Consider the following 14948-nt stretch of genomic DNA (forward strand, 5'->3'; position numbering starts at 1 on the left):
ATTGCGCACGTAGGTTATGCCGACTATGGCGAACTAATTTTAGGAACGCTGCTGCGGCTTCCAGGAACCCACATTGGCATCGTACTGGTTCAGCGCGCTGTTGCCGCCCTGCGCGATGGGCGCCAGGATCTCGCTTTGGTGGGAACTCATCGACTCGCCATCGGGAATGGCCAGCGAGATATCCCAGCTCTGGCAGATCACGTCGACGCGCTCATACATCCACTCGGCAAGCTGCTTTAAGTGGGCGATGTCATCCGCATAGACCGTATCGTCCTGTACTTTCAGGTTGTTGAGCTCATCTTGCGTCTTTTTGATCTGGTCGCGCAGGGCGTAGGCACTCTGCGACAGCTCCTGACGGGTGGACAGCGGCGTTCGGAGATAACCGTTGTTAAAGGAATCGATGACCTCGCCGATCTGGTCCTCGTCAGCGTAGGACACGATGGTCTGATACAGACCGTCGAGCCTGGTATAGAGCTGATCATCGGTGAGCACGGTTTCTTCCTGAACCACCTCGGCAGAATCGCCCTGCTTGGTATCGTCCTCAGTCGCCTCGCCCTTTTGACGCGTGGGGAAGGTGGTTTGTGCAGCTTGGCCAAACTGGTCGTAGAAGCCAGGCATAACACCCATGGGATCGGTCGTCACGAACCAATAGGCACCACCGCACACGACGGCAAGGACCGCGATGATAATGAGCGGCTTGGGAATATGACGCTTATGCTTGTGATAGGCGTCCTCGTCGGGGTGCACCTTGCGCTTGGGTTTTTGAGCATCGTCATGCAGGGAAACGGGCGTGGGAATATCGACCTTGGGGATACCGAAATCCTTATCGAAAGCCGGCAGCACGCAGGTCTCATTGGGGTCGGCGGCGTCTGAGAGCACCGCAGCGGCAGAGGCCGGCGCATGCGGCACCTCGGTATCGATCTGCTCTTGCGTTAGGCGCGGAAAGCCCGCCGTGCGGCCCGCTGCCAGGTCGGATGCTGCCGCATCCTCGGAGAGGATACCCGGAGCGGGGCGTCCGCATTTGGGGCACGTACGATCATGCGGAGAAAGACGGGCACCGCAGCCCTCACAGAACACGAATTCGGTGTGCTCGGGACCATCGCCCGGACCCACATAGGCGTTGCAGTAGGGGCAGAACGAGGCGCCGTCCTCGATAGTCTTAAGGCAATGCGGGCAGATCACGGCATCCTCTTTTCGAAGCAATTCAAACAATCGAGGTTAGAGCATAACATCGCCACGGCCCCACAGGAGCAAGGCACCAATTCAACATCGCCAGGGCGCGTAGTTACTTCTTCTTTTTGCTCGGCATCGAGACTTTGATGCCTTGGGCGGACTTGGTTACGCGAGAGTGCTTGGCTCCGCTACCCTTCTTTTTCTTGGACTGGGCCTGGGCCACGCCCTCGAGTGCGCGGGCCTCGGCCTCACGAACGGTGCGAGATTCGCGGCGCTGCGCCATGTCGGCGGCGACGCGCTTGGCAAAACGCTCCGCCGTCGAACCCGTCGAGCTCACCTTGCCGCCACCGCGACCCAGGCGGACGCGCACACCGCGACCAAAACCAGTTGCGGCATGACGACGACGCGGCTTAAGCGAATCCATCATCGTGGCGAGCTTAAAGAACACCGAGCAGGTAAAGGCCACGATGACAGCCAAGATAACCATCTGGCCCATCGACAGGTTAGCAATAGACAGCAGCTCCGGGAATCCGATAACGCCCACCAAGATGCCAGCGACTACAAACACAAAGAGCACCACGCGCAAGGGTGTGAGGGGCTGCGAGATGCGCCAGATCAGGCTGACGCTCGCCGCGCACGACGTAAGCAGGCACATCGTAGACAGCGTGAGCTGGTTAAAGCCAAACACGCGCGCCACAAAGATATCGAGCGCCGCGGCCAAAATGACCGCAATCGACGCCGGCAGCGCACGCTTAAGCACGTTGGTCAAGAACGACCCCCTCACGCGGGCGTTGTTGGGCTCCAGGCCCAACACAAAGCCCGGCGCGCCGATGCAGAAGAAGTTGATGAGCGTCATCTGGATGGGCTGGAAGGGATACGGTGGCAGCGCGATGCACAACGCCGCCAGGCCCATCGAGAAAAGCGTCTTGGTCAGAAAGAGCGCGGCAGAACGCTGTAGGTTATTGATAGAGCGACGGCCTTCGGCCACCACGGCGGGCATCGAGGCAAAGTCGTTGTCGACGAGCACGATCTCGGCCACATTGCGCGCGGCATCGGAGCCGGCCGCCATGGCGACGGAGCAGTCGGCCTCCTTGAGCGCCAACACGTCGTTGACGCCGTCGCCCGTCATGGCCACGGTGTGCTCGCGGCGCTTGAGCGCCTGCACGAGCTCGCGCTTCTGCTGCGGGGTCACACGACCAAAGACATGGTAGCGGTCCACTGCGGCATCGAGCTTGGCCGGCGTATCGAGCGTCGTGGCGTCCACATAAGCGTCCGCCCCCGGCACGCCCACCACGCGCGCGATCGACGACACCGTACGCGGGTCGTCGCCACTGATCACATTGAGGGTCACGCCCTGCTCGTTAAAGTAGCCGATGGTCTCGGCCGCCGAGGTACGGATCTCGTCGCGGATGGTCACAAAGCCCACGGGCTCGGCCTCGCCCACCATATCGCCATCGGGCGTAAAGCCGTCCACGCGCGCCACCACGAGCACGCGGCAGGTATCGGCAAGCTCGGCGACACGGTTCTCGACCTGCGAAAACGCACGCTCCGAAAGCACAAACTGCGCAGCGCCCATCACATAGGAGCCCTGCGCAAACGAAGCGCCACTCCACTTTTTGGAGGACGAGAACGGAATGACCGACAGCGGCTCAGACACCTCGACCGGACGGTCGGCGTAATAGTTGAGCAGCGCCTGACAGGTCTCGTTGGCATCGGCCGAGGTCGCACGTGCGACGTTAGCCAGCGCAAAATCGAGCACCGTGGTATCGACGGGAACGGCGGCGTCGCCCTCCCCCGCACCCATACCCTCGACCGGCAGCGGATAGGTACCCTCGACCTCCATGCGGCCCGACGTGATGGTGCCCGTCTTGTCCAGGCACAGCACGTCGACGCGCGCGAGCGTCTCAATGCAGTAGAGCTGCTGCGCGAGTACCTTGCGGCGGGCCAGGCGCACCGTGGCGATGGCGAGCACCGACGAGGTCAGCAGCACCAGGCCTTGCGGGATCATGCCCAGCAGGGCGCCCACCGTGGACAGCAGCGCCGACGAAGGCACATGACCAGCCAACAGCTCGGAGAAGCACCACGAAAGCGCGCTATTGCCTGGGGTTCCCGCGGCATCCCACAGCTCGCTCACGCTCGAGGCAAACAACGCCAAACCGAGCGGGATCATGATGATGCTCGCAAAGCGCACGATGGCGTTGAGCGCGTTCATGATCTCGGAATTGACCTTTTTGACGTACTTGGCCTCGTTATTAATTTTGGCCACGTAGTTGTCGGCGCCGACATGGATCACGCGGGCGCGCAGCAGACCCGAGTCGATAAAGCTGCCGCTCATGAGCTCGGAACCGGGCTGTTTCTTAATAAGATCGCTCTCGCCCGTCAGCAGGCTCTCGTTCACGAGCGCCTCGCCCGAAACCACCACGGCGTCAGCGGGGATCTGGTCGCCGCGCCCCAGGCGGATGATGTCGTCGAGCACGATCTGGTCCAGGTCGAGCTCCACCTCGGAGCCGTCGCGCACCGCGATGGCCTTCTTGGAGGTCAGCAGCGTGAGCTTATCGACCATCTTCTTGGAACGCATGGACTGAATGACGCCAATAGCGGTATTGAGGAACACCACGAACAGGAACGTCAGATTCTTAAACGAACCGGTCAAAATGACCAGGAACGCCAAGATCACGTTGATCAAATTGAACAGCGTGCAGAGGTTCTCGATGATGAGCTCTTTGACCGACTTGGTCTTGAGCTCCATGTTGCGGTTGATCTTACCGGCGGCGATGCGCTCCTCGACCTCGGCGGTCGAGAGTCCGCGCTCGATATCCGTTGCTGCCATACCACGTCCCATCACGTCGCGTCGGTATAAGAAAAACCGCCCGGACCATGCGAGGTTCGGACGGTCTCACGTTCGATGGTGCCCCATGTTGGATTCGAACCAACGGCCTTCTGCTCCGGAGGCAGACGCTCTAATCCCCTGAGCTAATAGGGCCAACGTTTGGCATTATACCCAAGTGCACCACGGGCTATCAAAATAAAAGAAAAAGCTTTGCAATTCCGAGGAAGACGCGGCTCAACGGCCCACTTTAGAAGGCAAAAGCGAGTCAGATAGTATAAACTCTCATGCACCATATGTACACGGCTCGCGATGCGGGCCGTTTTTGCAAGGGTTATCCATCGAGGTGAGAGGCACACCATGATTGCAATTTTAAAAGAGAGCGCCAGCGACGAGGCCGTCAGCCATATCGTCAGCTGGATTGAGAAAAAGGGCCTGAAGACCGATGTCTCGCGCGGCGAGAACGAGACGATCATCGGCCTGGTGGGCGATACGACCAAGATCGACCCGTTCCTGCTCGAGTCCATGGATGTCGTCGAGCGCGTGCAGCGCGTCTCCGAGCCGTTCAAGCGCGCCAACCGCAAGTTCCACCCCGAGGACTCCGTCATCGACTGCGGCCACGGCGTCAAGATCGGCGGCGATCAGTTCCAGGTCATCGCCGGCCCGTGCTCCGTCGAGGGCGAGAACCTCATCCGCATCGCCCGCCGCGTGAAGGCCGCCGGTGCCACGATGCTGCGCGGCGGTGCCTACAAGCCCCGCACTTCCCCGTACGCCTACCAGGGCATGGGCCCCGCCGGTCTGGACCTGCTGTGCGAGGCGTCTGCCGAGCTCGACATGCCGATCGTCACCGAGATCATGGACCCGCGCGACGTGCAGGTCTTCCTGGACAAGAAGATCGACGTCATGCAGATCGGCGCCCGCAACGCCCAGAACTTCCCTCTGCTCAAAGAGGTCGGCAAGACCAAGACTCCGATCTTGCTTAAGCGCGGCATGTCCGGAACGATCGATGAGCTGCTCATGGCCGCCGAGTACATCATGAGCGAGGGCAACGACAACGTCATCCTGTGCGAGCGCGGCATCCGCACCTTCGAGACCCGCACCCGCAACACCTTCGACCTCAACGCCGTGCCGGTGCTGCACCACCTGTCGCACCTGCCCGTCGTCGCCGACCCCAGCCACGCCACCGGCTACACCCGCTACGTCGAGCCCATGGCGCTCGCCGCGACCGCCTGCGGTGCCAACGGCCTGGAGATCGAGGTCCACGACGAGCCGAGCCGCGCCTGGTCTGACGGCGCCCAGGCCCTCACCCCCGATCAGTTCGATGACACTATGCGCCGCATCCGAGCCATCCGCGAGGTTGTCTGCCAAGAGACCATGGAGTAGCCCATGGGTACGGTGAGAAACGCGCGCGTTAACCAGGGCGGCCCCAAGTGCGCCGGCATCGTCGGCTTGGGCCTCATCGGCGGCAGCTTTGCCCGCGGTTATGCGCAGGCGGGCGTCCGTGTGCTGGCCTGGGACCCCGATGACGATGTCATGACGGCCGCCAGCATGGGCACCGTCGCCGGAGAGCTCAACGACAAGACACTCGGCGAATGCGACATCATCGTCCTTGCCTGCTATCCCGAGGCATGCATCGAGTGGCTCGAGGCGCACGCCCAGGCGCTCGCCGACGCCACCGACACCGAGGCCATCATGGGCCCCGTGGTGATCGACACGGTGGGCGTCAAGGGCATCGTGTGCGAGCGCGCCTTTGAGCTTGCCCGCGAGCACGGCTTTTACTTTGTGGGCGCGCACCCCATGGCGGGCACGCAGTACTCGGGCTATGCGCACTCCCGCGCCGACCTGTTCCAGGGCGCCCCGCTGGTGCTCGTACCGCCCGCGGTGGACGATGCGCTCAAACTGGAGCTTTTGGGCCAGGTGCGCGAGATGGTGCGTCCCCTGGGCTTTGGCAAGTTCAGCGTGACCAGCGCCGCCGAGCACGACCGCGTCATCGCCTTTACGAGCCAGCTCGCGCATGTCGTCTCAAACGCCTATGTTAAGAGCCCGACCGCTCAGGTTCACCACGGCTTTTCGGCTGGCAGCTACCGCGACCTCACCCGCGTAGCGCACCTCAATCCGCAGATGTGGTCCGAGCTCATGATCGACGACGCCAATGCGCTCGCCTTCGAGATCGACCATCTGATCGAATCGCTCGGCGCCTACAGCCGCGCCCTTAAAGACCGCGACCAGCGCTATCTGGAGAATCTCCTTGCCGAGGGCGACCGAATTAAGCGCGCACTCGACGACGAGGCCTCCCACTAGACCACCCATCACGCCAGGTCGAAAGGACCGAAGCTTATGGCGATTACCATCGATATCGACACCGCACGCCCCTACCAGGTGCATGTTGGCACGTTTTTGCTGGAGCAGGCGGGACCGCTCGTGCGCGCCACTGCCGGCGGCACCAAGGCCGTCATCGTTACGGACATCAACGTTGGCCCGCTCTACCAGATGCCCGTCAAGCAGAGCCTCGAATCCGCAGACTACGAGGTGAGCATCTGCACCTTCGAGGCCGGCGAGGCCCATAAGCGTGCCGAGACCTACGTTGCCATTTTGGAGTTTGTGGCCGAGCACGAGCTTTCGCGCTCCGACGTGATCGTGGCGCTCGGCGGCGGCGTCGTGGGCGACGTGGCGGGCTTTGTGGCCGCCACCTACATGCGCGGATGCAAGTTTGTGCAAATCCCCACGAGCCTGCTCGCTATGGTTGATTCATCGGTGGGCGGCAAGACGGCCATCGACCTGGCTGCCGGCAAAAACCTGGCCGGCGCCTTTTGGCAGCCGAGTGTGGTTATTGCCGACGTGGGGTGTCTCGCCACCCTCACGCCCGAGCAGTTCGCCGACGGCTGCGGCGAGGTCGTCAAGCACGCCGTGATCGCCGACCCCGAGCTCTTCGCCGAGCTGGAGAAGACCCCACTTACGCTGGAGCTGCTGAACCGCGACGTGGGACGCGTGGCGCTCATCATCGCCCGCAATATCGACATCAAGCGCGCCGTGGTCGTTGCCGATGAGCGCGAGACCAACCAGCGCAAGCTCCTCAACTTTGGACACAGCGCCGGACACGCTGTCGAGGCCTGCGAGCACTTTGAGCTCGGCCACGGCAACTGCGTGTCGATCGGCATGGGCATCATCACGCGCGCCGCAGCCCTGCACGGCATTTGCGACGCCGAGCTGCCCGGCCGCATCGAGGAGCTCTGCGCGCGCCACGGTCTCAAGACCCGCTGCGAGCTTTCCGCCGACGCCGTCTTTGCCGAGGCGCTCCACGACAAGAAGCGCGCGGGCAACACCATCGACCTTGTGATTCCGCACGGCATTGGCCGCTGCAGCATCGACCGCACGCCGCTTTCCACTTTCCACGAACTCATTGCCGAGGGCCTCGGCCAGAAGGGAGACGCATCCGCATGCTAGCCCGCATCACCCCGTCCCCGCTCAAGGGCACCGTTCCCGCTATCGCGTCCAAGTCGATGGCGCATCGCCTCATCATCTGCGCTGCGCTTGCCAACGGCGAGACACACGTCACCTGCAACACCACCTGCGCCGACATCGAGGCCACGGTGCGCTGCCTTACGGCCCTGGGTGCTCGCATCGAGACCGTCGAGGACGGCTTCCAGGTCCACCCCACCATGAAGAGCATTGAATTTGGCCTGCTCAAGGCCCTTGCCGGCGGCACGCTCGACTGCGGCGAGAGCGGATCCACGCTGCGCTTTATGCTGCCCGTGGCCTGCGCGCTGGGCGCAGAGGCCACCTTTGTGGGCCAGGGCCGTCTGGGCGCCCGCCCCCTCTCCCCGCTCTCGGACGAGATCATCGCCGCCGGCTGCGACCTGCAGGGTCTGGGCGGCTTTCCGCTCAAGACGAGCGGCCGCATGCGCCCGGGCACCTTTGTGCTTCCGGGCAACGTGAGCTCGCAGTACATCTCGGGCCTGCTGCTGGCAGCCCCACTGCTGGCCCAGCCCTCCTGCGTGCAGGTAACCGGCCTCATCGAGAGCCGCCCCTACATCAACCTGACGATCCAGGCCATGAAGGCCTTCGGCGTCGAGGTCAACGTCGAGCGAATTCCGGCCAAGGACGGCCAGCCCGAGGTCACAAACTTCCGCGTGAGCAGTGGCTCGTACCGCACGCCCGGCAGCGTAGCCGTCGAGGGCGACTGGTCCAACGCCGCCTTTTGGCTGTGCGCCGGTGCCATCGGCACCGACCCCATCACCGTCGAGGGCGTGTCGCTGAGCTCCGCACAGGGCGACCGTAACGTGCTTGCCGCGCTTTCGCGCTTTGGCGCCCGCATCGTGCGCTCCACCAACGCCGCCACCGTGCAGTCCGACAAGCTCGCCGGCTTTGAGATGAGTGCCCACGACATTCCGGACCTGGTGCCCGTCATCTCGGCCGTGGCCTCGCTGGCACAGGGCCGTACCTTTATCCGCGATTGTGCCCGTCTGCGCATCAAGGAATCCGACCGCTTGGTCACCACCACCCGCGAGCTCACCGCGCTGGGCGCGCAGGTGCGCATTGCCGGCGATGACCTCATCATCAAGGGTGTCGATGCCTTCACCGGCGGCGAGGTCGATTCGCACAACGACCATCGCATCGCCATGATGGCCGCTATCGCCGCGAGCCGTGCCACCGGCGAGGTCGTGATTCACGGCGCCGAGGCGGTCAACAAGTCCTATCCCGATTTCTTTGACCACTACCGCCTGCTGGGCGGCAAGGTCACGCTCGAGGAGGAATAGCATGTCCTCGACCTTTGGCAACGTCTTGCACGTAAGCATCTTTGGCCAGTCGCATTCCCCCGCCATCGGCTGCTCGCTCGATGGCATTCCGGCGGGCATCGCCGTGGACCAGGAGAAGCTGCAGGCCTTCCTCGACCGTCGCGCCCCCGGTCGCGACGAGACCGCGACCAAACGCCGCGAGGCCGACGCCGCCCACATCATCGCCGGCGTGGTCGATGGACATACCACCGGCGCGCCCATCGCCGCGATTATCGAGAACACCAACACGCGCTCCAAGGATTACTCCGAGCTGCGCCGCAAGCCCCGTCCGGGACATGCGGACTTCCCTGCGCGTGTGAAGTATCACAACATGCACGATGTCGCCGGTGGCGGTCATTTCTCCGGCCGCCTAACGGCCCCCTTATGCATCGCCGGCGGCATTGCGCTGCAGGCACTCGAGGCCTGCGGCATTCAGGTCATGGCGCACGTGGCGCAGATTGGCGGCATCTCCGACCTGCCCATGGACGACATGGTCTATCGCGAGGCCGACCGCAAGGCGATCCTTACGAACGATCTGCCGTGCATTGACGCCGCCGCAGCCGGCCGCATGCGCGAGGAAATCCTAGCCGCGCGCGACGAGCTCGACAGCATCGGTGGCATCGTGGAGTGCGGCATCTACGGCCTACCTGCGGGCATCGGCGACCCCATGTTCGACGGCATCGAGAACCGCATCGCGCAGATTGCCTTTGGCATTCCCGCCGTAAAGGGCGTGGAGTTTGGCATGGGCTTTGCCGTCGCCGCCATGCGCGGCAGCGAGAACAACGACCCGTATCGTATCGATGCCGAAAGCGGCGAGATTGAGGTCGAGTCCAACAACACCGGCGGCATCCTGGGCGGTATTTCGACCGGCGCGCCCGTCATGTGGCGCATGGCCGTAAAGCCGACGCCCTCCATTGGCCGCGAGCAGCAGACGGTGGATATGGACGCCATGGAAAATGCCGAGCTCTCGGTCCACGGGCGTCACGATCCCTGCATCGTCCCCCGAGCCGTCCCCGTAGCCGAAGCAGCCGCCGCCCTCGCGATCTGGGACGCCCTCCTCGAGGACGCCGCCCAGCGCTAACTACCCACCCTCAAAATCCCCCGACACATGAAAGGGGTCTCCATGGACCTTGCTGACATCCGCCAGGCCATCGATGGCATCGACACCACGCTGCTCAACAGCTTTGTCGAGCGCATGGATATTGCCACCGAGGTCGCTAAATCAAAGATCGAGATGGGCAAGGCCGTCTTTGACCCCGCCCGCGAGCGCTCCAAGCTCAACAACCTCGCCAGCCGCGTGCCCGAGCGCTATGAGGCCCAAACCATCGCCTTGTTCCGCTTGCTCATGAGCATGAGCAAGGCCGAGCAGCAGCGCTACATCAACGAGCTCAAGGGTGTCACGGTGTCGCAAAAGGCCCATGCCACGGAATCGCCCTTTAACACGCCCTTCCCCCAAACGGCCAGCGTCGCCTGCCAGGGCGTCGAGGGGGCCTACAGCCAGATCGCCGCGTGCAAACTCTTCGACGTGCCCGATATTGCGTTCTTCGAGACCTTCGAGGGCGTCATGCGCGCCGTGCGCGACGGCTTTTGCGAGTTTGGCGTGCTGCCCATCGAAAACTCCACCGCCGGCTCGGTCAACGCCGTCTACGACCTGCTCGCACAATTCGACTTCCATATCGTGCGCTCGCTGCGCCTCAAGATCGACCACAACCTGCTCGTCAAACCCGGCACCAAGCTCGCGAGCGTGCACGAGGTTTACAGCCACGGCCAAGCCATTGCCCAGTGCGCCGGCTTTATCGAGGCCCACGACCTGCACGCCACCAAGTACCCCAACACGGCCATGTCGGCCGAGATGGTCGCCAGCTCCGAGCGCACCGATGTCGCCGCCATCGCATCGCGCAGCTGCGCGGCGCTCTACGGCCTGGAGGTGCTGGAGCCCAACATCCAGGACTCGGATAATAACTACACGCGCTTTGTCGTCATCAGCCGCGAGCCGCGCGTCTACCCCGGCGCCAACCGCACCTCGCTCATGATCACCACGGCCAACGAGCCGGGCGCCCTCTATCGCGTACTCGAGCGCTTCTATGCGCTCAACATCAACCTCATCAAGCTCGAGAGCCGCCCCATCCCCGGGCGCGACTTTGAGTTTATGTTCTACTTCGATCTGGACTGTCCCTTTGGCAGCAAAGCCCTCGACGACCTGCTCGACTCGATTGACGACGTGTGCGAGAGCTTCACCTACTTTGGCAGCTACACGGAGGTGCTCTAGATGACTGACGTCGCCACAACCCGCCCCTACGGTGTGCTGGGCCGCGTGCTGGGCCACAGCTACACCCCGACCATCTACAAGGAACTCGCGGGGCTTGAGTACGTGCGTTTTGAGCGTGAGCCCGAGGATCTTGAGACCTTTATGAGGGGCGAAGAATGGGAGGGCACCAACGTAACCATTCCCTACAAGCGCGCCGTCATGGACTACCTGGACGAGCTGAGCCCGCTCGCCGAACGCATGGGCAACGTCAACACGATCACGCGTCTGCCCGATGGCCGTCTGCGCGGTGACAACACCGACTACTTCGGCTTCCAGTGCCTGGTCGAGGAGCTGGGTGTGGAGATTGCCGGCAAGAAGGTCCTCGTGCTCGGAGCCACCGGAGGCGCCGGAACCACGGCAAGTATGGTGCTGGGCGACCTGGGCGCGATCGTGGTGCCCGTGGGACGCACGAGCGAGGTCAACTACGACAACATCACACAGCAGTCCGACGCCGCGCTGCTCGTCAACTGCACGCCTGCCGGTATGTTCCCCCACTGCCCCGACGCGCCTTGCACGCTCGAGGGCCTCGACGCGCTCGAGGGCGTCATCGATATCGTCTACAACCCCGCCCGCACGGGGCTCATGCTCGAGGCTGAACGTCGCGGCATCCCCTGCATCGGCGGATTGCTCATGCTTGTTGCCCAGGCGGCGCAAGCCGTCGAACGCTATACCGGCCAGGTCACCCCGCGCGAGCGCATCCTAGACGTGACGGAGCGCCTGTCTCACCGCGAGCAGAACATCGCCCTGATCGGCATGCCGGGCTCGGGCAAAACCTGCGTGGGTGAGCAGATCGCCCTGCTCACCGGCCGCGAGCACATCGACCTGGACCGCGCCCTCGAGGAACGTCTGGGCATGCCTTGCGCCGACTATATCGTCGAACACGGCGAGCCGGCCTTCCGCGAGCAGGAGACGGCGGCCCTGGCCGACCTCTCCAAGCGCAGCGGCCTGGTGCTCTCCACCGGCGGCGGCGTCGTCACGCGAGACGAGAACTACCCGCTGCTGCACCAGAACAGCCAGATCGTGATGCTCAACCGTAAGCTCGACGAACTCGCCCACAAGGGTCGCCCTATCACCGCCCGCGACGGCATCGACAAGCTGGCCGAGCAGCGCATGCCGCGCTACCGCGCCTGGGCCGACTACATCATCGACTCGCGCGACTGCGCAGCCAACACCGCCCGAGCCGTCCTCGAGACCCTCTAAACCTGCCAAAAAGGGACAGGTTTATTTTGGCAGGTTTCATCTGGGCAAACGTCGAAGACCATAAGGCCGGCCACGCCAACCAACCGCAAAGGAAGCAACAATGAAAGCACTCGTCATCAACGGCCCCAACCTCAACATGCTCGGCATTCGCGAGCCGGGCATCTATGGCAGCGACAACTACGACCGCTTAGTGCAGATTTGCCAGGAAGCGGGCGCTGCACAGGGCTTCGACGAGGTCGATGTCTTCCAGTCTAACCACGAGGGCAGCATCGTCGACAAGATCCAAGAGGCCTACGGCAAGGTCGACGGCATCGTCATCAACCCGGCGGCCTACACGCACACGAGCGTGGCCATCCTAGACGCTCTCAAGGCCATCGCCATTCCCGCCGTGGAGGTACACATCAGCGCCATCGAGACGCGCGAGGACTTCCGCCAGGTAAGCTACGCCCGCCTAGCATGCTTCGCCACCATCACCGGCGAAGGCCTCCAAGGTTACGCCCACGCGCTAGAGCTGTTGAGGGAGCGTCTGCTACACTAATCCGTGGGGCAAATTAACCAGCGGGCCCTTTCCCTCGTAGGTCGCGGCATCTTCGAGACGTTCATGAAGGGCTATACCGAGAAGCAATGGGGCCGTGATTGCAAGGACCTGCCTGCAAGCATCATCAAACGCCTCCCCTGCCGCTTCACCTACGACAACAACTACTTCAACGACCGCTACCAGGGCATCCCCATGGGCGGTTACACCAAGATGGTCGCCAACATGCGATCGCGTCGAAAATGTTGGTGTAAGGGTGACACCCTAGCGCTCGTTTAACGAAGAGCGGCCTTCGTCCTAGAATCTGAAATCACCACAACAACAGGTTCTAGGAAAGGACGAAGACCGCTATGGAAATCTTATCAGACCCGACGCCGGACATGCTCGCCATGCCCCGTTTCGATGACGGCGCCATCGACATGCAGGAGCTTCGCAGGCTCGCCAAGCAGGTCGTAGGCTGATATCAACATTCTTCACGATGATCATATCAAGTGCAAGAAACATTCGGTAAAACAGTTGTGTCTTTCGAGGTGCGCTTCCTTTTGCTCGCTGTATACTGTGCGTTCAGTTTTTAAAACTTAATAGCAAAAGATCTAATGAACCAGAAATGAGCTCAAGAGCCTCAACGACCAAGACTGGACAGGCGCGCACGAGAGCAGAAGGCCCGGCATAGCGTCCAATTGAACTGCCTCCCATTTCTTGGACATGAGAAATGGGAGGCTTTCTTTATGCGCGTTGATTTGAGAGTGAAGCATGATGTCGAGGCCAGGAAGGCGGCCATAGGGCTCTTCGAGCTCGGGCACGGGTATAAATCTGCCGCGATTGCCCTTTCGCTTCCCGCGGAAGCCGTGAGAAGATGGCAGGAGATATACCGCGCATTCGGGAGCGAGGTGCTGCTGCGCATGGACGGAAAGCAGGGCAGGTACACATACGAGCAGAAGGTCGCCGCCGCCTCCGCCGTCGTCGACGGCGGCATGACGAAGACCGAGGCGATGGCGGCGTTCGGCATAATGTCGATGTCGCCGCTCAAGAAGTGGTGCGCGCTATACCGCCGGGGCGGCGCGGAGGCCCTGCGCCCGAGGCCCAAGGGCCGGCCGAGCGGTTCCAAGGCGAGGCCGCGGACCCGCGAGGAGGAGCTCGAGGAGCGGTGCCGTAGGCTCGAGGCCGAGGTGGCCTACCTAAAAAAATTACGCGCCCTGGTCGAGAGGGACGGGCTCTGACCAGGGCGAAGGCCGAAGCGGTCGCGGCCCTGCGCGCCGAGGGGCACGCGCTCGGGCACCTGCTCGCATGCGCCGAGCTCAAGCGGTCGACCTACTACTACGCCCTCGCGCACCCGCCGAGGCCAACGCGCCCCGAGCTCTGGGAGGCGGCCGCCGAGATCTTCTCGCGCACCGCCAACGGCTGCGGGCACCGGCAGATAGCGATGTGCCTCAGGGCGGAAGAGGGGGCCGTGATAGCCGACAAGACCGTGCTCAAGATGATGCGCGAGATGGGGATTCGCTGCGGTATCAGACGCGAGACGGCCTACCACAGGTACAACTCGTACAGGGGCGTCGTCGGCAGGACGTTCGAGAACGTGATCGCGAGGGATTTCGACGCCGGGGCCCCGTGGCGGAAGCTGGGAACGGACGTCACCGAGTTCAAGGTGGCGGGCGGCAAGGCCTACTGGGCCCCGACGCTGGACTTCTGCACCAAGGAGATCGTGGCGAGCGACATATCGACCACGCCCGACATGGCCCAGCAGGTCAGGATGCTCGACGAGCTGCTGTCCAAGATCCCCGAGGGCGCCGCCCCGACCATGCACTCGGACCGGGGCTGGCAGTACCAGCACGCCTCGTACACATCCAGGCTCGAGGCCGCCGGCATCGTCCAGAGCATGTCCAGGAAGGCGAACTGCATCGACAACGCCGCCACCGAGCAGCTCTTCGGCCACGTCAAGGACGAGTTCTACCGGGGCCGCGAGTGGGAGACGTTCGAGGATTTCAAACGCGACCTGGAGGAATACATAGTCCACTGGAACACGAGCCGGAGGCAGGTAAGATTGAAGGGCCTGACCCCGGAGGAGTTCCGGAATCAGGCCCTCGCGGCCTAGTCGCTATTTAGGGCGTCCAAGATTTGGGACGCAGTTCA

The 14948-nt window shown here is 63.1% G+C and carries 13 protein-coding genes and 1 tRNA gene; 11 read left to right on the top strand and 3 right to left on the bottom strand.

All coding sequences use genetic code 11. The features are described 5' to 3' along the window. Positions 1 to 39: 39 nt before the first annotated feature. The 3 genes from DW943_RS01330 to DW943_RS01340 all read right to left on the bottom strand — a co-directional run bounded on the left by DW943_RS01330 (position 40) and on the right by DW943_RS01340 (position 4156). Complete coding sequence (locus DW943_RS01330; protein WP_158551271.1) at positions 40 to 1182, bottom strand: zinc ribbon domain-containing protein; 1143 nt, start codon at positions 1180 to 1182, stop codon at positions 40 to 42. 103 nt (positions 1183 to 1285) lie between these two features. Further along, a complete protein-coding gene (locus DW943_RS01335) occupies positions 1286 to 4003 on the bottom strand; it encodes an HAD-IC family P-type ATPase (protein WP_117861953.1) in 2718 nt (905 codons plus the stop codon). Positions 4004 to 4079: 76 nt separating this feature from the next. Next, positions 4080 to 4156: transfer RNA gene (locus DW943_RS01340), tRNA-Arg, on the bottom strand. Between the two features lie 204 nt (positions 4157 to 4360). On the opposite strand from DW943_RS01340, the gene aroF reads away from it, so the two are divergent. The 11 genes from aroF (at position 4361) to DW943_RS01395 (ending at position 14910) form a co-directional block, all read left to right on the top strand. Continuing rightward, a complete protein-coding gene (gene aroF, locus DW943_RS01345) occupies positions 4361 to 5383 on the top strand; it encodes a 3-deoxy-7-phosphoheptulonate synthase (RefSeq protein WP_117786071.1) in 1023 nt (340 codons plus the stop codon). A 3-nt stretch (positions 5384 to 5386) separates the two neighbouring features. Then, positions 5387 to 6301 (top strand): prephenate dehydrogenase/arogenate dehydrogenase family protein, encoded by a 915-nt coding sequence (locus DW943_RS01350; protein WP_117766673.1) that lies wholly within the window; start codon positions 5387 to 5389, stop codon positions 6299 to 6301. 36 nt (positions 6302 to 6337) lie between these two features. Next, positions 6338 to 7444 (top strand): 3-dehydroquinate synthase, encoded by a 1107-nt coding sequence (aroB, locus tag DW943_RS01355; RefSeq protein ID WP_117861954.1) that lies wholly within the window; start codon positions 6338 to 6340, stop codon positions 7442 to 7444. After that, positions 7438 to 8757, top strand: a complete 1320-nt coding sequence (gene aroA, locus DW943_RS01360; protein ID WP_117861955.1) for a 3-phosphoshikimate 1-carboxyvinyltransferase — start codon at positions 7438 to 7440, stop codon at positions 8755 to 8757. The genes aroB and aroA overlap by 7 nt, the downstream gene beginning before the upstream one ends. 1 nt (position 8758) lies before the next feature. Continuing rightward, the gene (gene aroC / locus DW943_RS01365) at positions 8759 to 9856 is read left to right on the top strand and encodes a chorismate synthase (protein ID WP_117861956.1); all 1098 of its coding nucleotides are present in this window, start codon (positions 8759 to 8761) and stop codon (positions 9854 to 9856) included. A gap of 42 nt (positions 9857 to 9898) precedes the next feature. Further along, a complete protein-coding gene (gene pheA / locus DW943_RS01370; RefSeq protein ID WP_117861957.1) occupies positions 9899 to 11044 on the top strand; it encodes a prephenate dehydratase in 1146 nt (381 codons plus the stop codon). Then, on the top strand, positions 11045 to 12283 hold the full coding sequence (locus DW943_RS01375; protein ID WP_117861958.1) for a shikimate kinase: 1239 nt from the start codon (positions 11045 to 11047) through the stop codon (positions 12281 to 12283). It begins immediately after the preceding gene. A 100-nt stretch (positions 12284 to 12383) separates the two neighbouring features. Then, positions 12384 to 12821 carry a type II 3-dehydroquinate dehydratase gene (gene aroQ, locus DW943_RS01380; RefSeq protein WP_117861959.1) on the top strand — a complete coding sequence of 146 codons (438 nt, stop codon included), beginning with the start codon at positions 12384 to 12386 and terminating at the stop codon, positions 12819 to 12821. 63 nt (positions 12822 to 12884) lie between these two features. Continuing rightward, positions 12885 to 13097, top strand: a complete 213-nt coding sequence (locus DW943_RS01385; RefSeq protein WP_199572719.1) for a UDP-galactopyranose mutase — start codon at positions 12885 to 12887, stop codon at positions 13095 to 13097. 449 nt (positions 13098 to 13546) lie between these two features. Next, a complete protein-coding gene (locus tag DW943_RS01390) occupies positions 13547 to 14038 on the top strand; it encodes a helix-turn-helix domain-containing protein (protein ID WP_117861960.1) in 492 nt (163 codons plus the stop codon). 29 nt (positions 14039 to 14067) lie between these two features. After that, positions 14068 to 14910: an IS3 family transposase gene (locus tag DW943_RS01395; protein WP_233504193.1), complete on the top strand. Its 843-nt coding sequence runs from the start codon at positions 14068 to 14070 to the stop codon at positions 14908 to 14910. The last annotated feature ends 38 nt before the right edge of the window (positions 14911 to 14948 follow it).

This window comes from Collinsella sp. AM44-11 (genome assembly GCF_003467145.1).
Taxonomy (GTDB): Bacteria; Actinomycetota; Coriobacteriia; order Coriobacteriales; family Coriobacteriaceae; genus Collinsella.

Bases quoted from the DNA above. Each gene is read 5' to 3' on its own strand.
- pheA (WP_117861957.1), top strand. From the start codon at position 9,899: ATGGACCTTGCTGACATCCGCCAGGCCATCGATGGCATCGACACCACG.
- aroA (WP_117861955.1), top strand. From the start codon at position 7,438: ATGCTAGCCCGCATCACCCCGTCCCCGCTCAAGGGCACCGTTCCCGCT.
- DW943_RS01350 (WP_117766673.1), top strand. From the start codon at position 5,387: ATGGGTACGGTGAGAAACGCGCGCGTTAACCAGGGCGGCCCCAAGTGC.
- DW943_RS01375 (WP_117861958.1), top strand. From the start codon at position 11,045: ATGACTGACGTCGCCACAACCCGCCCCTACGGTGTGCTGGGCCGCGTG.
- aroQ (WP_117861959.1), top strand. From the start codon at position 12,384: ATGAAAGCACTCGTCATCAACGGCCCCAACCTCAACATGCTCGGCATT.
- aroF (WP_117786071.1), top strand. From the start codon at position 4,361: ATGATTGCAATTTTAAAAGAGAGCGCCAGCGACGAGGCCGTCAGCCAT.
- DW943_RS01385 (WP_199572719.1), top strand. From the start codon at position 12,885: ATGAAGGGCTATACCGAGAAGCAATGGGGCCGTGATTGCAAGGACCTG.
- DW943_RS01335 (WP_117861953.1), bottom strand. From the start codon at position 4,003: ATGGCAGCAACGGATATCGAGCGCGGACTCTCGACCGCCGAGGTCGAG.
- aroB (WP_117861954.1), top strand. From the start codon at position 6,338: ATGGCGATTACCATCGATATCGACACCGCACGCCCCTACCAGGTGCAT.
- DW943_RS01390 (WP_117861960.1), top strand. From the start codon at position 13,547: ATGCGCGTTGATTTGAGAGTGAAGCATGATGTCGAGGCCAGGAAGGCG.
- aroC (WP_117861956.1), top strand. From the start codon at position 8,759: ATGTCCTCGACCTTTGGCAACGTCTTGCACGTAAGCATCTTTGGCCAG.